Origin of the sequence: Brevinema andersonii (assembly GCF_900112165.1) — a bacterium.
GTDB classification, from domain to species: domain Bacteria; phylum Spirochaetota; class Brevinematia; order Brevinematales; family Brevinemataceae; genus Brevinema; species Brevinema andersonii.
Genome location: NZ_FOKY01000008.1, coordinates 1 through 23838, shown reverse-complemented (window position 1 = coordinate 23838; position 23838 = coordinate 1). Strand labels below are relative to the sequence as shown.

Genomic DNA, 23838 nt, shown 5'->3' with positions numbered 1-23838 from the left:
TTAGATATTATTTTTCAGGGATATTAATAGATTGAGCTAATTTTAATATATCTAGTTTATCATTCATAGGTTCTGTTTCACTATCTACAATAAATTCCTGAGTCACATTCGCTAACCGTTTTTCAATAATAGTAAGCTGTTCCAAAGTCAAATCCATATCATATAATACAGTCCGGACTTTTCTCACATTTTGCGTCATATTTGAAAAATTCAATGACATGGTTACAGAAGTAGAATTCTCAGTGCGTAGCTCTTCCTGAATGCGTTGTAAAAACTCCAAGACTTCATAAACCAGCTCTTTAAATTTTTTTGTTAATATACCTTGATTTTGAGTTATAGGAGATGCTTCTTTTGTAATTTCAGATAAAATTTCTGAAGATACACGCACTCTTTCCATGGATTCGCCCAGCTGCTTGCTAATTCGCGAATTATTGTCAGCAAGTGCAAGACTACGTAAAGAAATATCAAACGACTCATGAATCAACTGTGTAATAGAAAGCAGCCGTGATGCTATTCTATCAACCGCTTCACGAGACATGTTAGCCAGTTTTCGGACTTCGCCAGCAACCATCGCAAAACCAGTTCCTGAAGCACCACCATGTGCAGCTTCTATCGCCGCATTCATCGACAACAAATTTGTTTGTTCAGAAATATTTTGAATAATTTTCAATACTTCATCAATTCCTTCTGTCTCCTGACCAGCTTCACGAATTTTATCTGCAATATCGCGAATCCTTTCGTTCATCAAAATACTCTTTTGAAGTGAGGCAGAAACAGATTTCTGTCCATCTTGACTAAATTGATGGCTTAATTGATGCTCATGCTCGATTTGTTCAAAAACTGAAATAATATTATCCGTTCCGGTAATGAGATCTTCAATATTAGTCAATTCTTCGGATAAATTGGCATAACGAGCATTCACATCTTCTCCAAGATTTTGTATGGTCTTACTGGCCGCTCCTGTAGCAAAATTCATTTTTAACACACTGTTTTCTTGATTTTCCAAAGCTTCCATAAGTCCATGCGTATTTGCACGCAATGTCTCATTACTATTACCTAATTTTCTTCTTGCATCATCAATTTTAAGAACATCACGCTTAAGCGATTGAATAAATCCATTAAAGTCAGAAATAACATATCCTACATTGTCGGCATCATTAAAAACCATTTGAATATTCAAATTACCTGTATGAATAAGCGATTCTGTTTCATCATTGAGATATATTCTTATACGCTGGTCGGAAACTCTATTGATCCACAGCATTAAGGTACTCACTATCGTCAATGTAATACTGTTGATCCATGCCCAAATGCCAATATTTTTGAGATAAAGAGAAAAATTCGAAATATTCTTATTATTTTGAATCAGCATAATAATTTCTGACAGCAAAATACATAAAGATAGACATGATAAACCAACAATAATTTGCTCTTTATACATACTGAGAGGATGTTTCTCATCTTTCTTAAGATGAAACAATCCTAACATATATTTAACAGGAATAATTTTCAGCCGAAAAAAATACATAAATAAATAACTAACAAGAATTTGCCAAGCTACTCTGTTAATAAAACTTAAAATTTTTAAATTTAAAGGAATGCTAAAAAAATATTCATAATCCATTATCAAGTTCACTGTATTACTTAATACAGAAACAATAATAAACCCTATAATAACAACAAAAGGATGAGTAATTCTTTTTCTTGCTGCATTTATATTTTTTCCTGTTAAAAGATATCTATTAATAGGTTGCATAAATATCAGTAGTCCTACACAAGCAAAAACTGCTAAAATAGCATATGCTCCAAAAACATTATGATAGCGCGCATAAATAAGAAATTCCTGCCAAAAAGTGGAATAAAATTTTTCCATACGGCCACCTGATTTGACAAGAAAAAGTTCTTGTAGCATCGCAACGGGAATAACAACAAATATGACAAAAATAATAAGTTCTAAGTTTAAAGAAAAACACATTTTTTTTCTAATGCTTAGCGGTATAACATGTTGAAATTCCGAAGACTTATTAATATCGTCTTGATTTTTCTTAAACATGAAGCCTCCATTTGACTATTATTACAGTTATCGGATTTTTTTCAGCAATTTAAATATCTAATACTATAAATAATATCAACTGACAATTTCATAGAAATCAAAAACTATAAAATAAAATTATCCGGAATTACTGCTTTTGCTGGTATCACCAAAACATTATCTCTAATTACATATAATTCAGAAGACACATTATTAAGATTATCCTTATTAATCAGCTGAACATTATCACCGATACGCGCATTTTTGTCAATAATAGCATTTTTAATGATGCAATTCTTGCCTATTCCTATATTAGGAATATCGTTTGATCGATTTTGATCTTTTTCATTCTCTGTTTCAATCCAATCTGCACCCATCACAACCGTATTTTCGAGGACAGTATTTTCTCTAATGACAGCACGTTGACCAATAACACAATTTTTAATAGTGCATTTTTGAAAGCGGGATCCATCCGCAATAATCGATGAAATAATTTCACAGTCCTTAAACGAACTCGGAGGTAGCAAGCTAGGACGCGAAAAATTATTCCATGCAGGATCATAAATATCAAAGCCATCCGCTTCATAAGTAAGATCAAGATTGGCTTTCAAAAAGTTTGCAAGCGTGCCTATATCTTCCCAGTAACCATAATGAACCGCTACTTGAACTTTATAATTCTTTATAATAAAAGGGATTATCTCTTTACCAAAATCCATCATTTCCCGTTTTTCGTTGAGAATACTTTCCAACAACCAAAGATTCATTAAATACATACTCATTGAAGCAAAAACCATATCTTCAGGCAAATTATAACGCTCTCTGAGATTTTGTGGAATATACCAATCAGAATCCAATTGAGCATCTCCAGGTTTTTCCCAAAAATCCAGTATTTGTTGATTTTCATTGACCTTAACAATACCAAAAGCTCCTGCTTGGGATCGAGGAACAGCAACCACTCCAATCGTCAAATCTGCATCATATTTTGAGTGGATATTACGCAGTTCTCGGAAATCCATACGGTAAAGCTGATCACCAGCCAAAATCAGACCATAATTAACATGACGAATACTTTTTATATGATGCATACCTTTCCGAACCGCATCAGCCGTACCTTGTGAAAAACCATCACTTAAAGGGTCTTTTGAAGCCTCGCTGGCAATAATATCAACAAAAGAATCATGAAATAAATCAAACTTAAAACTTTGAGTAATGTGCTGATTGAGAGATGCCGAATGAAACTGAGTCAGCACAAATATTTTCTGAATACCAGAATGCAGGCAGTTTGTAATAGGAAAATCAACAATACGATACCTTCCTCCAAAAGGCACCGCTGGCTTAGAACGATGCCTAGTAAGAGGATCAAGGCGTGTACCTTGTCCACCTGCCAAAATAATTCCCATAATTTCGCTCATGCGAATACGATTATAACGTTCCATAGATGCCCCGATTTGCTTGAATTAGCAATAATTTTTCGGATTGATCACACCCTTCTGATAAGGAATATCAACCTTTTCACTGTAAATTTTAGCAAGTCCTCCCAAAGCTGTTTCACGGTAGGCTTCAAGCATATCTTTGCCGGTCGATAGCATTGTTTTGAGCACTTCATCATAACTGATCAGATGGTTTGCACCAGTCAGCCGGACATAATAAGCACTTTGAAGAGCCCGGACTGCTCCATTGGCATTACGCTCGATGCATGGTATCAATACATATCCACCCACAGGATCGCAAGTCAAGCCCAAATGATGTTCCATCGCAATTTCTGCAGCATTCTCAATATAATCAATATTATGCCCTAGCAAAAATGCTGCAGCACCTGCCGCCATCGAACACGCAACTCCAACTTCTGCTTGACAGCCAGCTTCTGCTCCCGAAATCGAAGCATTATGCTTCGCCAGCAATCCTAAAATCCCAGCAACAGCCAAAGCATAACGTATATCTTGATCACTAAGGAGATAAAATTCTTGCAAATATCGTAAAACAGCAGGTACAATACCACATGCACCACACGTCGGAGCTGTAACCACAAGACCCATCGAACCATTTTCTTCCGAAACCGCTTGTGCATACGCCATTAGAATACTATTTTCTTTGATATTAGCATTAGATTCTCTCATAGCAGCTGCATACATTGTAGGTGCTCTTCTGATCAATGGAATAGCAACAGGCATATATTGATCTTTATTATTAAGTCCGTTTTCTATTGACTGCATCATTGTAATACGTATTTCTTCTAAGAAATCCCATATTTCTAGGCCCTCAAATTCCTCAACATATTCCCAAAGCTGTATACTTTTATCTTTACAATACGCAACAATATTATCCATACTGTTATGAGGATAAACATGAATGCCTTCGCTTAAATTCTGCCCTTCCTTGACAATTGCACCTCCTCCCACTGAAAACATTAATTCCGATCCCATCAGCTGGCCATTTTTATCAAAAGCTTCTAATAAGAGACCATTAGGATGTTGCTCATGCCAAACTTCTGGATACCACTCGATTACTAGAGGCACACCTTCAAACCCCTTCTTTAACGCCCCATCCGTAAAATGTCCTTTTCCAGTCGCTGCTAAACTGCCATACAGCGAAACTCGAAACGTATATGCATCAGGAAATTGTTTTCTGAAAGTTACAGCCGCATTAAAGGGACCAATCGTATGAGAGCTGGACGGCCCAAACCCAATCCTATATAATTCTCTCAAGGAATACATATAACGCCTCCTAACGCAATAATATATGCTCAATACACTCATGGACAGATTTTACTTTTTTATACCCTTGATTTTTCAAGATTTCTTCTGCATTTTCCATAACAAATGCATTATTTTTACCGACAAATTCAAACATAGCAATATCATTAAACGAATCACCAACAGCATAGAATTCAAAAGGTTCAGATAAAAATTCAGCTAGCTGACGAATACCAAAACCCTTAGAACTATTTTTAGGACAGATATCCAAAAAATACTGATTACGAAAGACTTCTATATTATGTCCCCACTTTTCTTGCACTATAGGTAGCATTTTCTTAGTTTTTTCAACATCAGGAACCGCCGGAGCAAGCCCTATGCTGTTGAACGTTATCGGATTTTTATATAATTCATTTATCATGACAAATCGAGAATAATCATTTTGTACAATAGAGTTTTTCTCAAGGAAGAGTCTATCCGCTAATTCATAGGTATTTTGGCCATCACTCCAATACAAAGCAAAATCTTCTAATTCATAAAAAAAATGAATAATTTCAAGCCCTACATGATAAGAAATGTTACTATTAACAATTTCTGTAAATCGTAACGGATCAATATTTTCAATTGTATAAACAGCAGATCCATTCCCTAAAATCATTGCATCACACTCAAGATCACCCCAATCAAAAAGAGGGACTGTCCAATTTAATGTTCGTCCTGTGCACAAACTAAAAAATCCCCCTTCTTCTCGGAATCGCCGAATCGCTTGAAGATCTTCTTTATTAAAAGCAGAATTATGAATCAATGTACCGTCTAAATCGCTGGCTAAAAATTTTCTCATTACTTGCTCCCGTAACTCAGCCTATTTAAAACGCATATTTCTAAATACCGGTGTCAAAGATACATCCATACTGAAATTTGTCAAACGCTTGCTAACAGCCGTATAAACAATAGGGTAAAATAGAGGTACAACAGGTAATTCACTATCGAGAAACATTTGAATTTTAGCATATAAAAGCTTTCCTTTTTCGGAATCGGTTTCACTGCGGGCTTTTTCTAGTATCACATCCAAATCACTGTTTGCATAGCCCACAGCATTGCCGCCGGAACTAAAATTGAACGAATGAAGCAAAGGATAAAGCATAGCATCGGCATCAAGGGTAGCAGTAGTGCATCCGAAAAGATACATTTCTAAAGACCCTTTTGCTAAATGTTCTTGGAGTGCCCCCCATTGCAGCACTTGAATTTCTATATTGAGGCCGATTTCTTTCAGATTCGCTTGAATCACTTCGGCAATTTTGGTTCGAAACCCTTCATTAACACTCAAAACAAAAGTTTGTCCCCGCATACCAGCACTTTGTATTAATTCTTTCGCTTTCTGTAAGTCAAAAGGCTTCGGAGGCAGATTGGTATAATAAGAAATACGATGGCTAAGTAAAGATGCTGCAACTTCTGCTGTTTCATCAACTCCAACCCGAATAATGCCCAGCTTGTCAACAGCTATAGCAATAACCTCGCGGAGGTGCTTGTCAGAAAATTTAGGTCGAGTCTTAAAATTGAAGCCGATAAATTCAGTCTTCGGCGCCAAAAAAGAATATAATTGAATATGACGTATTTTTTTCAAAACTTCAAGGTCTGCCCCTAACGTGTGAGCAACATCGACTTCTTTAGTCTCAAGCGCGATAGTACGAACTGCTGGATCGGGAATATTACGGTAAAAATTTTTACTGATCGAAGGAGAATTACCGTAATACTGAGGAAAAGCAGTGAAATTAATTCCCTGCCATGGCGTTGCACTGGCATAACGATAAGCACCCGTACCCATAGGTGCATCACCTATTTTGCAATCTCTAGCCGGTGTAAACTTTTTACTTACAATAGATGCATGAGGACGTGCTAGATCATTCAGAAAGTCTGCATAAAGTTGCGAAAGTTCGATACGCACTGTGTACTCATTAAGAGCATCTATTGTTTGAATAAAACTCACCAAAAACGAAACCCCTGGTGAAGCTTTCATTCTTTGGATAGAAAAAATCACATCTTCAGCTGTAAATGGTAAACCATCATGAAACAAAACATTAGTCCGTAATTGAAATTCCCAAGTTGTTGGTGCCGTATTCGTCCAAGAAACTGCTAAACTTGGCATAAAAGATCCATCATCTTGAAGTTCCAAAAGCCTATCGAAAATCGACGATATCACAAATCCTACATATGGGTCAGCTGTCGATATATGAGGATCCCATAACGCCGATTCACCTGTAACTGCCACCACTACAGTATCGTTTTGATGACGCATGCAGCTTAAAAATATAAACACCAAACTAAGTCTACCATAAAACCTGAGAAATTTTGATAAATTCATTATGAATTCCTTAATATCATACTAATATAATACAAACATTTAAAAAGAAAATCAAATTTATATTTCAAATATCTCACAATATAAATTATGAGAGTAATTTTTGACAAATACTTGTGATTCCCTTACAATTAAGGGATTATGCAAATAAGAGGATGTATTGAAAAAAATTATTGGATTTTTTTGCTGCTTTATTTTGGCAAACAGTTGTACCCGGCTTCCGCGCAAAGCCGAAATAGAATTCCGCAGCCGTTTGGAAAACGCCATTGTCAAGACATTCCCAAATAAAGTTGAAGTAGTAATTCATGATTTTGAAAATCGTAACCCTGCAGATACTGAAAACACCTATCTCGAGCAAGCACTTCCTGATTCACTGGAAGCAGTTTTAGAGCCCTTACAACAAACCTTTTCTTATGTTCCCTTTGAAGGTATGCCATTTTACGTATCGTCCACTATTTCCAATCTGTTCCAAGTGCAAAGTAATATCAATACTAATACAAATACCAATTTCCAGGACAGCTATTTCAGCTATCTTACAAACTACTTGCATGTTGTACCGGTTGAAGTCACACAGATTGAATACGACATCACAACAAATACCAATTATTACAACATATTAACCAATACTTACTTTGCGGGCGGGGACAGTAAAACAAACTATACATCTAACGAAATCCTGCTAACAACTACAAACAGTGAAAAAACCAATGTCGTTATCGAAGAAAGAAATTTACTGACTAGCACTAATATGCTGCTGATGATTCATGAGGAATTTCCAGAGTTGAAAAATTATCTTAGCTATCTACCTATAGAAATACGGCGTGCTACACCTCAAGATAAACAACAGTGGGAAGATATTCGATTTCCAGCACGAGCGCGTGCACGCAAAAGAAAAGAACAAGTCGAACAAGCAAAAGCTGCAGCCGAACTTGCTGCTAAACTAAAAGCAGAAGGGAAAACTCCATCTAAATCTACAGAAGATGACTCTATTAAAGAACCTACTACTTTTAGTTATACGTATCATATTTACGGAGATTTTCGAACCATCAAACGCACACGTTTAGATGCTTTGGAAATAGAAATGAAAGTTTATATTTCCTTACCGTACAGCTCAGGAGAAGAATGGTGGACAAACAATTTCAAGACATCCCCGCCAGTGCTGTCGGATATTTTGAAAGAAATATCTTCTATTAATCCAAACGATAAAGACAGTTTCAAAGCATTATTATTAAGGACACCTTACAAAAAGCCAAAAGTTTCAAAGCGCCTGCAAGACGAGTTCGAGGCTGCATCAACAAATTTCAATTATGAAACTCCGGAAATCCCTACTGCACCAATACCTAAAAGAACACATCCCTTGGAATTGAAAGGGCGAGTCAGAGAAGATCAAATAGGGATACAAATTTTGGATTGGCAGAAATATTTTCATGCTACTATTATCAATAGACCTTATACCGTACTCCACATAAAAACTGTACCAGATAACGTTTTGATTTATATGAATGGATTTTATATAGGAAAAGCTCCTTTAATATATCCGACAGCGCCGCTTGGCAAACAAAGGATTGCTTTTCTAAAAGATGGTTTTGCCAAAGAAGAAATTGTTATAGACATAATTCCTGGACAAACAAACAGTATATCATTTGATTTATCATCACTCAACAACACAGGTTTTCTTGAAGTCACATCCAGTATTAATGACTCAGAAGTTTATATTAATTCATCTTACCGCGGAAAAACGCCGTTAACCGTATCAAATTTAAGTTTGAACACTAAATATCGTGTGGAAGTACTGGATCCTAAAGGAAATATCAGTTCAAATAGAAATTCCGTTTACAAACAAATAACTCTGACAGAAGAAAAACCACATATTGCTTTCTATGCCCAGTTCAAAACTTACGAAACACGTTATAAAATCCCCTCTCAGAAAGCATTATTGGTGGGGACTTATATTTCTTGGCTAACAACTCTAAGTATTTTTGGAATAAGTATTTATACACAATCCAGAGCTAACGAATTAAAAGCTCTAGCACAAACTACATCTACAGGTACCCTCCAAAATGATTACATAAAACAAGCAGGTACTTATGCTATTGCCTCTCAAGCCACATTATATACAGCAATTGGGGGCTTGTTTATTTCCAGTGGAATTATGGGTTGGTACCTGTATAGCAAAGAAATCTTTTTAGGGCTTGATTTCAAACATCATCCTCAAGAGTGGTATGCTAATTTCAAATTAAAATTTAATTAGAACATTTTTTCAGAAGAAAGTGATAATAATTAATACTATCACTGTGAACATAATGCTTTTTTTTCAATACCAATATTATTTTTTCTTGAACGACCGTTAATAATGCTTTATCTAATTCTTGAGGCAGCAGTTGAAAAATATGAGCCGTAGCAAAACCACGACTATCATCTAAATAGTCAGCAAGATATAATAATTGACCTATTAAATCCAGGTGAATAGAACCTGTTGTATGAAAATATACAGCATTAATCACCGACCGGTCTGCCACGTGGAAACAATATTCCATAATCCACGCTGCAACAATTGCATGATATACTGCCGGAGCAAGATGAGATTCTTGAGGAAGAATAATATTATTTTCTAATGCAAAAGAATATAGCTCTTCTTGAGACATTCCTTTAGCAAAATCATGAAACAAGACAGCTAGCTCTAATTGATAAGTTTGTTGTTGTGTGAGCATGAATATACCTGCTAGATCCAAAGCAACAGAACGTACCCCTTGAACATGATTAAATCTTTTTTCGGGCAACAACTCCTGTAACATATAAGTTAAAAAATCAAAATTCAACGAACCTGGCTTATTCAAATTTTCTTTATATTTCTGGATCATAAAATTTCTTATTAAAAACTTGATATACTGGAAGCAATAATTTTCTCATGAAATAGTAACGTTTTGAATTTATCGGCAATATTTTCTGGATAAACATATCACTGAAAACACGTATTTTATCTTTCTGGAAATGCGCCTGATTGAAAATAAGAGGTGCCAATGCTGACGAACCAAAAATATGTAAAGCTTGAGGGATTATTTTCTCTGTAGATATTTTATCATTTTTTAGATTGTATGCCCGCGAAAAGAAAAGAAAACAAAATTCTTTTATCGTGTCGTTTAAAATATTGTAAGATAATTGATATTGCCCACAAAATACTTTTAATTTTTCAATAATAAATGCAAAATTTTTCAGATCATTTTCTGCTTTATCTAAGGTATATTCAGCACGGGTTGCGCTGGTATTAGTAAGATTATAATAATAACCCACTTTATGTAAGGCTTCGGTAGTCTCGACAAAGTAGGAGAAAACAAAAAAATATAATGCATCCTCCCCCATTGTTAAGCGAGTATCAATATTTAAAAAATCATAGGTTTGAAGACATAATGTACGTTTCAATGCTTTTCCACAAACCATCCATGATGATAATTTTCTGGTGTAAACCGCTTGAAAAAGAGTATGATTATAAAATGGGTGAATACCAGAATTAGCACCGAGTGTTTTTTCAGGACCGTTTTTAGTGGTACTGATCATCTCAAAAAGAATACAATCCGGATCATTATGTACTTTTGAATGAAGATATTCGCAAATTTTTATATCCAATTGATCATCAGAATCTAAATAAAGAATATAATCACCTGTAGCTCTTTTTGTTGCAATCTGGCGAGCTTTGAATGTACCCTGATTAGTTTTCTGTTCGATATAAATGATTCTAGGGTCGGTATATCTGCCAACGATTTCTGCACAATTCCCTTGAGACGCATCATTAATAACAATGATCTCTATATCGGAATATGTTTGATTAACAGCCGAATCCAAACATCCTAAAAGAAAAGGTTCTGTATTATATACGGGAATAATAATCGAAAATCTTTTCTGCATCTCTAATCTCTTATTGTTATTATATATTATAATATAAAACATAAAAATTGCAATTTTTATGTTTTATATTTTGAGTATCGGGAAAACAATAGAGTCTTTTTATTATAGACCCCACCCCGAAACGTCAAGTAGTCAAAGAAATAAAAAAAATTATTTCTCAAATATTGACATAATTTTTGAAAAAAATTATAATATATCTGTTAAAAAGTATAGGAGTAATAAAATGAAAAAAGGGCTCCATCCTGAACTTAAAATGACTAAAGTCACATGCAGCTGCGGTGAAACTTTCGAGATAAAAACAGTAAACGAAACAATGACTGTAGAGGTTTGTTCAAAATGTCATCCTTTTTATACAGGTCAATCTCGTAATACCGAACGAGGTGGCATGGTTGAACGTTTTAAAAATCGCTATAATATTAAAAAATAAGCGAATTTATGATAGATTTTCATAAGTCGGCACTCTCAGTGAGTGCCGTTGCTTTTTTTATTTCCGATCTTGTCAAAAATCAGTTAGGTCCTATGCTTATAAAAGGTGAAATTTCCAATCTACAGCTACGTGAGGGATCAGCATACTTTCGTTTTTCCCTAAAAGACGATAAAGCTAAAATCGACTGCTTAACTCACCAAACAACCAGAGCAGCACAGATTTTACGTCAAGTCCAAGATGGCGATGAAGTCATTATACTAGCACAACCCAGTTTTTATGCAAAGAACAGCCAAATCAGTTTTTTTACAGAGCATCTAATAAGTTTAGGTGCAGGTATTCTTCGTTCGAAGCTTGAAAAATTAAAACACCAGCTTTATCAAGAAGGCATATTTGATCAAAAATATAAAAAAAAACTTCCTCCCTACCCTGAACACATTGGTATTATTACTTCTCAGGATGGGGCAGCATTGCAGGATATTTTGCGCATTATACGAGACAGATACCCTATGGTACAAGTTAGTATTTTCCCGAGTTTAGTACAGGGCGAAGATGCTCCTGCGATGCTTCTGCAAGCTCTGAAAACAGCCCTTACCTATCCTCTGGATGCTATTATAATCGGAAGGGGTGGTGGCAGCGGCGAAGATCTGGAAGCGTTTAATGATGAAAATTTAGTTCGGTGCATTTTCAGCTCTGCTATTCCTATAATTTCTGCAGTAGGTCATGAAATTGACACAACATTAGTAGATTATGTTGCCGATGCTTCAGCACCAACACCAACCGGCGCAGCAATGATGCTGTTTCCCGATAAAAATGAAATACTCAAAGAACTCGATATTTCTAGAAAAATCTTATATAATAGATATAATGACAGAATCCGTGAAGAAATAGTATCTCTTGATTATCTCAAAGAAAAACTGAATTCTGCATTAAATCAATTCCGTCAACACCAAACTCAAGCATTAATACAGTACAAAGCATTGTTAGACCAATATAATCCAGATGCTATTCTTAAAAAGGGCTACGCTACTCTGAGATTACAGGACGGTAAAAAACTTAATAACATAAAAACCTGGGATTCATTAACTATCGTTACAGAAAATTATGAAATGCTTGCGACAATTAATAATATTAAGGAGAAAAAAAATGAACAATGAATTATTACCCGGCGATTTGATATATTTAGCACATGAAAAAACATCATTTTTAGTCCATTTTATGCCTAACGGTTCGATATCAACTCACAAAGGAGAAATAAAATTTAGTGATGAACTCGCTTTTGGACAAAGTATTCAGAGTTCTTCAGGTGAAACATTTACTATTTTACAGCCTTCATTGTCTGACACCATAATGAAAGCAAAACGTGCCACAACGATTTCATACCCAAAAGATATTGGTGCTGTCATTATGGAAACAAATATTTATAGTGGAGCAAAAGTATTAGAAATCGGGACGGGATCCGCAGCATTTTCGATTGCAATTTCTAGTATTTTGGGCGAAACAGGTTGTATTTACAGCTTCGAAAGAAGATCTGAGCACTTAGAAGTCGCTATGAAAAATTTCTCACGGCTGGCTCGTTTTGAAAATGCTAAGTTTATTCTTAAAGATGACATTGCAGAAAAAGGATTTGAATTAGACATTCAGGTAGATACAGCTTATATTGATGTTCCAGACCCTATTTCACTTTTGCCACATGTGCACAGCATACTCAAAGGAGGAGGTCATGCCGCATTCATTATGCCCTGTACTGAACAGCTTTCGAGTATTGTACGAGAACTTCCTGATGCAGGATTTACACGCATTCGTATTAAAGAACTCCTCGAAAGAGGAATAAGACCTACTCCTGGACGTTTACGGCCTAACAACAGAATGATTGCACATACGGTTTATCTTCTTTTTGCACAGAAAGGAAATCAATATACAGTCATGAATAACAGAACTTTAAGAAAAAATAATTTCATCGCAGAAAATATTAATTAAATTGACGTTTTTCTTCTCCTTTTCTAAATTTAATTGGGAGAGAAAAATGAGTAAAATATTAACTATTTTATTTTGTATATTAGCGTTGAATACTTGTGTTGCTGCGCCATCTTTAGATTATTGTGAAGATCCTTTTGGGAATGTCGGACAATAGCCGTGAAAAAGTATGCTTTGATGCTTTTTTTATTAGCAACTTGTCAGGTAGGATTAATTTCTGAATATACAGGCGGAGTTAATCAAAATACTCTTATTGGGGAGACATGGCAAGAAATTAATTCCGATTTTGACGGCACTTACAAACGGTGGTATTTTCAATCTGATACTAATTTAATTCAATCTCTCAGAGGCGCAACATTATATTATAGCTGGCAACCATATACAATGACAGGCACAGTCCAACCTAACCCTCAAAATCAAGCGGTTTTTGAAATATCTAGCGGAATGCCTGGCGGAACTCTCAAGCAATATATGCTGGTGTGGCTTATTAATGCACAAGGTACAACAGCCGTCATCCAAGTTTATACAACTCCCCAGGACGTACGACGATTTTTAGTAAACGTCAACGGTGCAGTAACATCACCTAATTACAAAAAAATTCAAACCACCATTATACCATAGTAAAATATTCATCTAAAAGGCGTTTAACAACACCTAACTTACCCGCATGATTTCCTAATTCGGCTATTTTGATATTAGTAGTAAAACCAGGAGCACAGTAGACATCAATTTTAGGTTGGAGCAACTCCAATAGCATTGGTCCTTGCTCTGAAATACCTCCACCTAAAATAACAGCTTGAGGATTCAAAATATATGCTGCATCAGCAATGCCGCGTGCTAAAATATCAGCCCAATCATCAACAATGTTTTTGATTAACGAATCACTATTAATAAGATCAAAAATATATTTTCCATCGATCACATCGATTTCTTCTTTAGCGCGCCTATTCATTTCGAATGCTATTTTTACTCTATTCACCAAAGCTAATGTCGAAGCATGCCTTTCCCAATAACTGGTTGCTCCTTTGTTGGCATGGATATAGCCAATTTCACCTGCTCTGTAGTTGGCACCATAATACAACTTCTTATCAATGATAATACCACTGCCTATACCAGTACCCATTGCCAGACAGATAAATGTATGCAAATTTCTCCCAGCACCTAGCCATAATTCTGCTAATGCAGCGCTATTAACGTCATTTTCGACAACAACAGGCATATCAAGACGGCTATTCAAATAAGCTTTGACTTCAGCTTTATGCCAACCCTTAGGCATATTAAATGAGGAACCCAGCATTTGGCCTGTATGAGGATGCACAATACCAGCACAAGATACTCCTATACCTTGAATACAATATTTTTGATGGAAATCGTGAGATAATTTAAGAATTTTATCAAGCAATTCATCGGCATTTTGAGAAGCAGTAAAAAACTTTCCTTCGTGAAGAATTACTCCTTTTTCATTAGACATCGCATATTTAGCAGTTGTACCACCAAGATCCATTGCCAAAAAATTCATAAATGCCTCTTCATTTTTCATAGAATTATTTATTAGAATAGTTCTTAATAATCTGGTAACATATTATAGAGTGTTTACTTAAGGAAGTCAAGTTATGAATATACTATCAGTATTTGAAAAACCTCTCAACACAAAACATTGCCTTAGATTTTTAAAACTATCCATTAGAAAAATAAAAAATAATCTGTCATGCTACCCATCAAAGATTGACATATATAAGATTTTCAAGATATTAAATGTAGAAAATCTCTCGGAATTATAAAGCTATTGACTAAAATTTTTGACAAAGAAATTGTTTTTGTTTTCCGGGAAAGCAAAGAAAAAATGTTATTATTGATGAATCCGATTGGGATTAGAAGAAATAAATAGAATTCAAACAGTGCAGGATTGTATCTAATTCATCAAGATCAGGCTTTGATCCCCATTTTGTCATTAATTCTGATGTTCTAACAATATATAACAATCCCATTCAGGTTTAGTAAAACGGAGTAGACTATGTTTGCTTCGGGAAAAGTCACTGATACCAATCATCCCTGATATCATATAACTAATACCTGTAGCTAATGCTGCACCAGTTATCAACATTTTGAAAAGCACAATAAAATATAATCTAAGATAATATTGACAAGACCGGTTAATATAATCAGATATTACAAAGCTTTGAGTAAAAGACTGTGAAATACAAAAAGGGCTAAATAATGCCAATATCTTCAAATAATTGTAAGCATAATGGGACAATTTTTCTGTAGCTCACAGAAAATTAATAATAAAATCTGTATATAAAATTCCCATTAATGCAATGATAATACTAGCACCGGTCCCAACAATAAAAATTAAAGTAAGATTTTGTTGCGCTTTCTGGGAATTTCATTCCCCTAATTTTTTTTTTGCAATGACGGCATTACCACCTGTGGATAGCATAACACCTACCGCAATAACCAAAGAAATAAATGGAATAACAATATTAACAGCAGTTAAAGCAATCTTCATTAACAAAAATTAGCTAAAAAAACTCCATCTACCATTGTATAAAGAGATAAGAATATCAACATAACAATGGAAGGAAAAATAAATTGTAACATAGAATGTATAGATCAGTTTTCTGTCATGTTATGCATAATTAACCTCATAGTTTTCTGGATGAACAGTTTAGAGAGTTATTTAGTATGAAAAATTCTGATTTTTTTGTCAAGAACCTATTTAAAATTAAATTTAAATAGTATATCATCATAAAATAAGATCTAAATTTAAGAATATAATAAGTATTTCTAACGATCAAATGGCATTATTTTTAATACCTATAGGATCCCATGCACTTATATCATTTTCAGTTAAAAATCATCAATATTATGAGAATAGGGGAGTTTTTTATTTTCCAAAGATAACACAAAAGCAAATTTCTTTTTTTTAATTCAAAATTTTATTAAGATATAGTAATCTTAATAAAAAACTTTTAATATTTATTTTGGTGAAAATCTCATAAAAATTAAAATAATTCCGATTTGAAAAATATCAAAAAATTTCTTAATCATATATTATTTAAATTATTAATAAAACAATAAATAACAAATTTTTAAAATCTGTATCTTATTTTAAAAATTTGTTATTTTGAAAAAATTTAACTATTAATGAACAGAATTATTAAATATTGAACAGTTAATAAATAATATCCTTTCAGCATAAATAACATGCCTCATCACCAACTCTAGTTTATGCTTATCTTCTTAAATCTAAAAAATCTATTGATCTTATATCTACATAAACCAACAAGATATGCTTTTCCCAAAAAAGCATATCTTCTAATAACGATATATCATCTATTGTCTATATTTAATTCATAGTAGATCCTGAAAAATCAAAGCTAATATTCATAAATTTCAAGATCATATAGATAACAAAAACAATTTGGACATTGTAATAAGGAAGCATCTTCTTTATCTTGCATTTCTCGTCCTCCACAAAATGAGGATGGTAATTGTATATTACATTCTGAACAAGCATCCTTCTCTATTAAAGACATTACAGCACCTTTATTTTTTAAAAGAAGGCGTTCAAAATATTCAACAAAATGAGTATCAAATTTCGAAGCTATTTCTTTTATCTGTGTTTCTATTTGTTGCCTTTCACCAGCAGTTTGAGCTTTAACAGAATTTAGAATTTCTTCTATATGTAAAATTTCTGATTGTGTATTTGTAATTTTTTCATTTAATTCTTCTAGATATTGATTAATATCACCTAATTTTGACTTATCATAAAAATATTGTGCTTCTACTACTTCACGATCTTGGATATGCTTTTCCATATCTTTTTCCCAAGATTTAATTTGACGAGCCATTTTAAGATTGTCGCGTTCTGATTCCATCGATGCAATTTGATTAATTATATATTCTAATTTGGTATTTTCAGCTAAAATCTTTGCTTCTAAAGCATCTTTCTGATTTAAAAAATCATCTTTTACTTTTTTATTATGATTTAACTCAATATATAATTTATCTAATTTTTTTTCTTCTTCTTCGTAAGTTGCTAAGATATTTCTTTGTGTTCTATATAAGTCTTGCCATGCAATCATTGCTTTTGTTCGATCTAGATGCTCCATTAGACCCTCCATACTATTAGATTATACCGAATCTTTCTCTTCTTGTCAAGCATATTTTATGAATTAGAATATTCCTGTGAACAAATAAAGCAAAATCACGGCTATACAAGCCAGAACAGGAAAAACCATAGTTACCATTCCTATATCAAGATAGCCTTTTTTATGGCTAATTCCACAGATAGCTAATACTGTTACTACAGCACCACAATGTGGCAATGAATCCAACCCTCCTGAAGCAATTAATAAAATTCTATGAATAACAGGACGTGGAATATCCATTGCTAAAAAATCCGTAGACAGTGCTTCCAAAGCAATGCCAATACCTCCAGAAGATGATCCTACAATACCTGCAATTAATGTAGAAGAAAGTGCTACCTTAAATAAACCATCAATAGGTAAATTAATCACCCATGCTTTAAATAGCTCGAAAGCCGTAGTAAACTTAATAACTCCACCAAAACCAACAATAACAGCCGTATTAAAAATCGGAGCTAATGATCCATGAGCACCTAAGCTTAGTAATTCAAGATAATTAGGAATATATTTTCTATAAATGACAAAAGACAAAACAATAGCAAACGACAACGAAATCGTTACTGGCCAGTTTCCATCAACACCACCAAACTCAGCATACCGAGCACGTACTGAAGTATCTACAAAATAGACAGATACTAAAAGCCAGTTCAGCACAATAACCAATAAAATAGGAATAATAGATATGAAAAAAGAAGGAATATTTTGTTTGGCTTCAAGCGAAAACTTTTCTTGACCTAAAGATACTTCTCCAAAACCTTCATGATTTTTGTTTGCTGATTTAGCCCTAAATTGCAGCCACACAACTCCTGAAAATAACATAATAATACTAGCAACTATCCCCAAAATAGGCGCAGCATAAATATCCGTTCCCAAGTAATTATTAGGCATAGAGTTAAGATATTGAGGACTACCTGGTAATGCTGTCATTGAAAAAGTAAATGCACCTAAGGTAATTGCTCCCGGTAGAAGACGTTTAGGGACATCAGCTACACGAAACAAAGCGACTCCAATAGGATATACTGCAAATACGACCACAAACAACGATACTCCACCATAAGTAAGCAGAGCTGTCGCAACAACTGTAGCTAGTATTGCATGTTTAACACCTAAAGTTCTTGAAATACCTATTGCTATGGAAGTTGCTGCTCCAGTATCTCCCATAATTTTTCCAAAAATGGCACCCGTCAAGAAAATAGGAAAATATGAGCCAATATATCCTGCTGTAGTTTTCATAAACGGACCTGTTAGAGCATAGAGAGCCGGCATATCTTGAGTTAATAAAGCAACTAACATCGCAAGCAAAGGACCTAAAATTAACATAGGCCACCCCTTAAAAGCAAGATAAATTAACAATACAATAGGAATAACAATAAATAAGACACTCATAAGCTCCTCACATTTTAAATTTTTTATTTTCGAAGATAAAGCGTATAAGCAATCGATGAATTAGCCTCTTTTGGGTTGGTATATGGATTTACCTTCTATTGCCAATTAACCGCTATAAAGTCTGACACCCTTGTATTGTAGAGAATTTATTAGGATCATTATCATTAGAAATAAATATATCTTTCTGGGCCTCTAGAGCACAATAAAAAATATAATTTGTTCGCAATGTAAATGAGCTACTCGTAGTTGTTGAATTTGTAAAAAAAGAAATATCCATCATCTGTCATTTTTATAGCTAACAAAAAGTGCAGTTGAACGGTTGGTTCAAGAACCCACTGCATTTGCCAGAAATGCTGTATTAATTGGGTTATCAAAAACCATTTGAGGTGGATTCAATGAATTTTGTTCTGTAGCAGTATCATTATTTGGTATAGAATTAACCAGTGCAGAACATGATATAAATAAGCCAATAAAACATAAAACTATAAATTTTACCAACTTTTTCTACCTTATTTGTTTATTTTCTAAAGTACATAACATAACCCATTGATGAATTAGCTTTATTAGGAATATTATAAGCTTTAGATTCAACTCCGAGATTACCATCCTTCATTCGAAAACCAAAAAATTTCTTATTTTCATTGCTAAATATAGCCGTTATTTCACTTTGAGCAGCATAAAAACTACCATTCGTTTGCAATGTAAACGAACCAGAATTTTGTGAATTTGTAAAAAAGAAATGCCCATCATCTGTCATAGTATAAACAACAGGACTCATAATAGTAGCCGAATGATTAGTCCAATTTCCTGCTACATTTTTTAGAAACGCTTCATTGAGTTTCACTTGCTCCGGATCTATTTCTGGTATTTGCTCACCACTATTAAAATCACCTCCAGGAATAATACTCATAATATCACATCCTACTAATCCAAAAACAAAAAATATCAAAAACCTTTTCATAGACTCTCCCAAATCAACCATATGATAAATATATTATAACAGATTATAAGATAATTTGCAAGCTAAACTTTAATTAATTTCCTAATTTAAAACTTAAGATCCATTTTTTCTTCATGAAACAGCTTAATATCCATTATTTTGAGATTATCTGCAATAATGGGATTAAACTCCATTTGACCAAGAATATGCTTTTCCAGATCAATACCGTCAGCAATTTCAACAAGCATTAATCCTTGTTCCACAAGCACAAAAACAGCACGTTCTGTAACATAAGTGACTTTTTTATTGGCAAGCAATGCATTTTTTCCACTGAAAGTTATTTGTTCGACATGCTGCAGGAACTTTTTATTTCGGCCTTCCTGAATAATTTGAAGTTTCCCGTTGTTTATCGCAACTTCCAGGCCACCCGCTGTAAAAGTACCACAAAATACAACTTCTTTTGCATTTTGAGTAATGTTGATAAAACCACCGCAACCAGCAATTTTCGGTCCGAACTTCGATACATTAATGTTTCCAAATTGATCGCATTGAGCAAGCCCTAAAAATGCTATATCTAAACCGCCACCATCATAGAAATCAAACTGATATGGCTGATCGATAATAGCTTGAGGAGACAACGAAGCACCAAAATTCAAACCACCAAGCGGTGTTCCACCTATAGCTCCCGGCTCGACGCTGGAAGTAAAGTACATTTCTTGATTTTCCTCATGCAGCACCGAAGCAATACCTTCTGGCATACCTATCCCATAATTGATGTTAGACATAGAACGATTGAGAAGCATTGCACACCGTCGTGCAATGATTTTTCGCTCATCTAGAGGAATAGGAGTAAACGGGATTTCAAGTTCCGGATTATTTTTGACAAACGACGGATTGTAAACTTCTGCAAAAGTCTGCATATGATCTTCAGGTTTTTCGGCAACTACCACATAATCGACAAAAATCCCAGGAATTTTGACCATTTTAGGATCGATCGCTCCATTTTCAACAACGGACTCAACTTGAACAATAACAATACCTCCACTATTTTTGGCAGCCATAGCAACTGATAACACTTCAACAGTGAGAGCTTCTTTATCCAGTGAAATGTTGCCCATTTTATCAGCATATGTGCCCCGGACAATAGCAACGTCAATCGGGAAAAGTTTGAAGCATAAACATTCCTGACCTAAAATATTGACTTTGGAAACAATATCTTCTTTGGTGATATCATTAATCTTTCCACCTTGAAGTTCGGGATCAACAAAAGTTCCCAGTCCAACGAGCGAAATAGTAGCAGGACGTTTGGAAGCAATGTCACGAAACATATGAGAAATCACACCTTGAGGCAGATTATAAGCTTCGATTTTATTATCCACTGCCAGTTGAACCATTTTGGGAGCCAAGCCCCAATGGCCACCAATGACACGGTTCACTAGACCTTCACGAGCTACGTGATTCATGCCGCGATTTTTTCCGTCGCCGACGCCTGCAGCATATACAAAAGTCAAATTTTTAGGTTCTCCTGTCGATACAAAACGTTCTTCAATAGCTTGTAAGATTTCTTCAGGTACAACGGCACCAATAAAACCATCAACAGCAACAATATCATTGTCTTTGATATGGGAGACCGCTTCTTTTGCGGAGATAAATTGAACCCTCATAATAGCCCCTCTATAAAACATATTTACTTTCAAACTACAATTAGCATGTTAGATCTTCTCTATCCAGGCTCTCTCGTATTATAACAAACAACAAATTAAAGTCAAGCACGCTCGAAAAACTATTCTAAAAAAGAAAAAATTTGTAAAATCCTAAAGTTTAAACCCAGCAGGACGAAAATTAGTTATCAAGTAATTAACAAAAATCCCTGTTTCGGATGGCGGGATCAAATAAAATTTTTCAGCCAATCTCCCCTCCGGAACCTCTTTCAAAATATGGACGGCACTGCTACCGTCCATATTTTTATAACTTAAAAATTATCCTGGTAATTTCTATATTTATCAGTAACCCTGTAAATTGTTATTCCCATCAGAACAAGCCAAAGAATTAGTAATGAGTTAGTAACAATGGGATAAGAGCCAGGAATTTTTCGGTGTTTCATATATACTCCGAAAAAAGCCCAAATAACAGCAAGAGCAAACGGATAATTTTTCTCAAACCACAGCATGTAAAACGCTAGCCCAAAAACCATGAGAAGTATCAGTACTGTAATATATTGGCCTTCAATATCCATAGGCTGCCATCCTAGCGCAACCAAAGCTACCACAGTATTCACGGCAAAAGCGACAGTAATCCAACCGAAATAAGTGTTGAAAAAGAGATAAGAAGTCATTTTATATTTAGACTGCGTTTTGTGAGTAAGGAAAAATTCCACAGCCAGAAGAATCAGGAGAATAAACATCATCACCCACGAAAGTAGAATTTTATCCTGAATCCAGACAATAACCCATAACGAATTAAAAATCGCTGCAAAAGTGAAGATTATAATTGATTTTTTTTGCCCCGGAAACGCAGCACCAGGAGCTTGAAACATCATTGTCCACCACAAGCCCAGTGAAAACATCCCAAAAACATAAATAATACCCCATATCCCAAACGTAAATCCCGCCGGAGTCAAAAGATTAATATATTTATCGGAAATATTGGATATACCATATTTTAAGTGATTGTTTGCATGGACGTTTGCATAATTAATGTAAAGGCTTCCCAAAAAAACAATTGTCGCCATCGTCAGCAGTGCAATACGCCCTATTTTTTTACTGTTTGCAGGCATGAATCCCTCCTCTGAAACTATTTAAATAAAATATAAGCATCCAAATCAAAGATATCAAATATAGAAAAAATTTTATCATATGTTATAATGCTGATGGAGAGATCTTTTACAGGAAAAAACGTTTATTTTCGATTACTTTTTAAATTTTCTTTCAGGAGATGCAGCAAAAAACGATTTTACTAATCAGCCGGACTTTAATGATCCAGAACTGTTAAAGCAGCAGTTTATCATGTTGTTAAGAGAAGTTTGATTTGGCACTATTATAAGTTTAGTTTGGCACCCGAACGAAGCTAAACGTTAACGATCTTAAGAGGTAATTTAAGAGAGAAAACCAGCGACATCTGAGATCTGAAGAACCTACATCTTGCCTGAACGCTCCATAACCTTATTAAACTTAAGGAAGAAAACATAACAAAAAACAAACCCCTCAACGCGCCCTTTGGATGGATGGTCGGCAAGTCCAAACTCCGGCCAACCCTCGCAGCCCTGATCCCCGAGCAGGATATTCCTATGAAAAACAGAAAAATTCAACACTGTGTCGAAGTATTCGGCGGGATTGCGTGGCTTTTATTATACAAAGACACACTCCATCTCACCGACATCCAGAAAGCCGCCGGCACTTTGATTAAATACGGCTGGAGTTTTTCGGGTCAGGGAACGTCTTATGCATTCGAAGTCCTCAACAGCGCGCAAACTTTAATATCAAAAATATCCGAACTCCGCGAGCGTTTCCGAAACCTCGCTATCTCAAACGAATCTTTTGAAAAATGCATCAAACGCTGGGACCAGGAAAATACTTTTCTCTACCTCGATCCTCCGTACTTCGGAGCAGAAAACGTCTACCCGGGCATCAACTTCGGAGTCGAGTGGCATGTTCTGCTCTCCGAACTCCTCAAAAATTCCAAAGCGACTTGGATGCTTTCCTACGGCGACCACTCCGTTATCCGCGAGCTTTACAAGGACTTCCACATCACCGAGGCAACCGTCAAATACTCCGGCCTCGCCAATTCCAAAAAACACCCCAACACCCCCGAGCTCGTCATCACCAGCCCCCTGCACACACAAAAAAAATTAAACAGATCGGCAAAAACAACATAACCCTCTCTCGATACTTTTGAGAGAGGGTTATTGATTCTATTTTTGAGAAAAAATAAAAGCTTAACAAAAAAACAGCCTATGTTATAATAAAACAATAGG

General features: G+C 34.8%; 21 protein-coding genes. 6 read left to right on the top strand and 15 right to left on the bottom strand.

What is annotated here, in order from left to right; genetic code table 11:
* Positions 1-7: 7 nt before the first annotated feature.
* From BM018_RS07615 to BM018_RS04915, 5 genes are all read right to left on the bottom strand, one after another.
* Positions 8-2053 carry a methyl-accepting chemotaxis protein gene (locus BM018_RS07615; protein ID WP_143280421.1) on the bottom strand — a complete coding sequence of 682 codons (2046 nt, stop codon included), beginning with the start codon at positions 2051-2053 and terminating at the stop codon, positions 8-10.
* A 104-nt stretch (positions 2054-2157) separates the two neighbouring features.
* Positions 2158-3468: a sugar phosphate nucleotidyltransferase gene (locus tag BM018_RS04930; protein WP_092319219.1), complete on the bottom strand. Its 1311-nt coding sequence runs from the start codon at positions 3466-3468 to the stop codon at positions 2158-2160.
* Between the two features lie 21 nt (positions 3469-3489).
* Positions 3490-4746, bottom strand: a complete 1257-nt coding sequence (locus BM018_RS04925; protein ID WP_092319217.1) for an L-serine ammonia-lyase, iron-sulfur-dependent, subunit alpha — start codon at positions 4744-4746, stop codon at positions 3490-3492.
* A 10-nt stretch (positions 4747-4756) separates the two neighbouring features.
* On the bottom strand, positions 4757-5566 hold the full coding sequence (locus BM018_RS04920) for an HAD-IIB family hydrolase (protein ID WP_092319215.1): 810 nt from the start codon (positions 5564-5566) through the stop codon (positions 4757-4759).
* 21 nt (positions 5567-5587) lie between these two features.
* Positions 5588-7087 carry an ABC transporter substrate-binding protein gene (locus BM018_RS04915; RefSeq protein WP_092319213.1) on the bottom strand — a complete coding sequence of 500 codons (1500 nt, stop codon included), beginning with the start codon at positions 7085-7087 and terminating at the stop codon, positions 5588-5590.
* Positions 7088-7244: 157 nt separating this feature from the next.
* Here BM018_RS04915 and BM018_RS04910 point away from each other — a divergent pair, with 157 nt between their 5' ends.
* Positions 7245-9335, top strand: coding sequence for a PEGA domain-containing protein (locus BM018_RS04910; RefSeq protein WP_092319211.1), 2091 nt, complete (start codon positions 7245-7247; stop codon positions 9333-9335).
* On the opposite strand, the gene yqeK is transcribed toward BM018_RS04910, so the two are convergent.
* Both yqeK and BM018_RS04900 read right to left on the bottom strand, forming a co-directional pair.
* On the bottom strand, positions 9328-9945 hold the full coding sequence (gene yqeK / locus BM018_RS04905) for a bis(5'-nucleosyl)-tetraphosphatase (symmetrical) YqeK (protein WP_092319209.1): 618 nt from the start codon (positions 9943-9945) through the stop codon (positions 9328-9330). The genes BM018_RS04910 and yqeK overlap by 8 nt on opposite strands.
* Positions 9929-10987 carry a glycosyltransferase family 2 protein gene (locus BM018_RS04900; RefSeq protein ID WP_159428187.1) on the bottom strand — a complete coding sequence of 353 codons (1059 nt, stop codon included), beginning with the start codon at positions 10985-10987 and terminating at the stop codon, positions 9929-9931. Before BM018_RS04900 ends, yqeK begins: the two co-directional genes overlap by 17 nt.
* A 223-nt stretch (positions 10988-11210) precedes the next feature.
* Between BM018_RS04900 and rpmE the strand changes: the two genes are divergently transcribed.
* The 4 genes from rpmE (at position 11211) to BM018_RS04880 (ending at position 14009) form a co-directional block, all read left to right on the top strand.
* The gene (rpmE, locus tag BM018_RS04895; protein WP_092319205.1) at positions 11211-11414 is read left to right on the top strand and encodes a 50S ribosomal protein L31; all 204 of its coding nucleotides are present in this window, start codon (positions 11211-11213) and stop codon (positions 11412-11414) included.
* Positions 11415-11422: 8 nt separating this feature from the next.
* Positions 11423-12568: an exodeoxyribonuclease VII large subunit gene (xseA, locus tag BM018_RS04890; protein ID WP_092319203.1), complete on the top strand. Its 1146-nt coding sequence runs from the start codon at positions 11423-11425 to the stop codon at positions 12566-12568.
* A complete protein-coding gene (locus BM018_RS04885; RefSeq protein ID WP_159428186.1) occupies positions 12558-13391 on the top strand; it encodes a tRNA (adenine-N1)-methyltransferase in 834 nt (277 codons plus the stop codon). Before xseA ends, BM018_RS04885 begins: the two co-directional genes overlap by 11 nt.
* Positions 13392-13547: 156 nt before the next feature.
* Positions 13548-14009, top strand: a complete 462-nt coding sequence (locus BM018_RS04880) for a hypothetical protein (protein ID WP_092319199.1) — start codon at positions 13548-13550, stop codon at positions 14007-14009.
* On the opposite strand, the gene BM018_RS04875 is transcribed toward BM018_RS04880, so the two are convergent.
* From BM018_RS04875 to BM018_RS04850, 8 genes are all read right to left on the bottom strand, one after another.
* Positions 13999-14907 carry an ROK family protein gene (locus tag BM018_RS04875; RefSeq protein ID WP_159428185.1) on the bottom strand — a complete coding sequence of 303 codons (909 nt, stop codon included), beginning with the start codon at positions 14905-14907 and terminating at the stop codon, positions 13999-14001. The genes BM018_RS04880 and BM018_RS04875 overlap by 11 nt on opposite strands.
* Before the next feature lie 867 nt (positions 14908-15774).
* Positions 15775-15897 carry a hypothetical protein gene (locus BM018_RS08155; RefSeq protein WP_268751010.1) on the bottom strand — a complete coding sequence of 41 codons (123 nt, stop codon included), beginning with the start codon at positions 15895-15897 and terminating at the stop codon, positions 15775-15777.
* 871 nt (positions 15898-16768) lie between these two features.
* Positions 16769-17503, bottom strand: a complete 735-nt coding sequence (locus BM018_RS04870) for a hypothetical protein (RefSeq protein WP_092319195.1) — start codon at positions 17501-17503, stop codon at positions 16769-16771.
* Positions 17504-17566: 63 nt separating this feature from the next.
* Positions 17567-18925, bottom strand: a complete 1359-nt coding sequence (locus BM018_RS04865; protein WP_092319193.1) for a GntP family permease — start codon at positions 18923-18925, stop codon at positions 17567-17569.
* Positions 18926-19249: 324 nt separating this feature from the next.
* Positions 19250-19423, bottom strand: coding sequence for a hypothetical protein (locus BM018_RS07830; RefSeq protein ID WP_159428184.1), 174 nt, complete (start codon positions 19421-19423; stop codon positions 19250-19252).
* Positions 19424-19442: 19 nt separating this feature from the next.
* On the bottom strand, positions 19443-19886 hold the full coding sequence (locus BM018_RS04860) for a hypothetical protein (protein ID WP_092319191.1): 444 nt from the start codon (positions 19884-19886) through the stop codon (positions 19443-19445).
* 86 nt (positions 19887-19972) lie between these two features.
* A complete protein-coding gene (locus BM018_RS04855) occupies positions 19973-21529 on the bottom strand; it encodes an acyl CoA:acetate/3-ketoacid CoA transferase (RefSeq protein ID WP_092319189.1) in 1557 nt (518 codons plus the stop codon).
* A gap of 308 nt (positions 21530-21837) precedes the next feature.
* Positions 21838-22641, bottom strand: a complete 804-nt coding sequence (locus BM018_RS04850) for a hypothetical protein (protein WP_092319187.1) — start codon at positions 22639-22641, stop codon at positions 21838-21840.
* Between the two features lie 447 nt (positions 22642-23088).
* Here BM018_RS04850 and BM018_RS04845 point away from each other — a divergent pair, with 447 nt between their 5' ends.
* Positions 23089-23739 carry a DNA adenine methylase gene (locus BM018_RS04845; protein WP_092319185.1) on the top strand — a complete coding sequence of 217 codons (651 nt, stop codon included), beginning with the start codon at positions 23089-23091 and terminating at the stop codon, positions 23737-23739.
* Positions 23740-23838 lie beyond the last annotated feature (99 nt).

Excerpts from the sequence above, each read along its gene's own strand:
- BM018_RS04925 (WP_092319217.1), bottom strand. The coding sequence starts at position 4,746 with ATGTATTCCTTGAGAGAATTATATAGGATTGGGTTTGGGCCGTCCAGC.
- BM018_RS04900 (WP_159428187.1), bottom strand. The coding sequence starts at position 10,987 with ATGCAGAAAAGATTTTCGATTATTATTCCCGTATATAATACAGAACCT.
- BM018_RS07615 (WP_143280421.1), bottom strand. The coding sequence starts at position 2,053 with ATGTTTAAGAAAAATCAAGACGATATTAATAAGTCTTCGGAATTTCAA.
- BM018_RS04915 (WP_092319213.1), bottom strand. The coding sequence starts at position 7,087 with ATGAATTTATCAAAATTTCTCAGGTTTTATGGTAGACTTAGTTTGGTG.
- BM018_RS04860 (WP_092319191.1), bottom strand. The coding sequence starts at position 19,886 with ATGAAAAGGTTTTTGATATTTTTTGTTTTTGGATTAGTAGGATGTGAT.
- BM018_RS04870 (WP_092319195.1), bottom strand. The coding sequence starts at position 17,503 with ATGGAGCATCTAGATCGAACAAAAGCAATGATTGCATGGCAAGACTTA.
- BM018_RS04920 (WP_092319215.1), bottom strand. The coding sequence starts at position 5,566 with ATGAGAAAATTTTTAGCCAGCGATTTAGACGGTACATTGATTCATAAT.
- BM018_RS04850 (WP_092319187.1), bottom strand. The coding sequence starts at position 22,641 with ATGCCTGCAAACAGTAAAAAAATAGGGCGTATTGCACTGCTGACGATG.
- BM018_RS04930 (WP_092319219.1), bottom strand. The coding sequence starts at position 3,468 with ATGGAACGTTATAATCGTATTCGCATGAGCGAAATTATGGGAATTATT.
- xseA (WP_092319203.1), top strand. The coding sequence starts at position 11,423 with ATGATAGATTTTCATAAGTCGGCACTCTCAGTGAGTGCCGTTGCTTTT.
- BM018_RS04885 (WP_159428186.1), top strand. The coding sequence starts at position 12,558 with ATGAACAATGAATTATTACCCGGCGATTTGATATATTTAGCACATGAA.
- BM018_RS04845 (WP_092319185.1), top strand. The coding sequence starts at position 23,089 with ATGGTCGGCAAGTCCAAACTCCGGCCAACCCTCGCAGCCCTGATCCCC.
- yqeK (WP_092319209.1), bottom strand. The coding sequence starts at position 9,945 with ATGATCCAGAAATATAAAGAAAATTTGAATAAGCCAGGTTCGTTGAAT.
- BM018_RS04865 (WP_092319193.1), bottom strand. The coding sequence starts at position 18,925 with ATGAGTGTCTTATTTATTGTTATTCCTATTGTATTGTTAATTTATCTT.
- BM018_RS04875 (WP_159428185.1), bottom strand. The coding sequence starts at position 14,907 with ATGAATTTTTTGGCAATGGATCTTGGTGGTACAACTGCTAAATATGCG.
- BM018_RS04855 (WP_092319189.1), bottom strand. The coding sequence starts at position 21,529 with ATGAGGGTTCAATTTATCTCCGCAAAAGAAGCGGTCTCCCATATCAAA.
- BM018_RS08155 (WP_268751010.1), bottom strand. The coding sequence starts at position 15,897 with ATGAAGATTGCTTTAACTGCTGTTAATATTGTTATTCCATTTATTTCT.
- rpmE (WP_092319205.1), top strand. The coding sequence starts at position 11,211 with ATGAAAAAAGGGCTCCATCCTGAACTTAAAATGACTAAAGTCACATGC.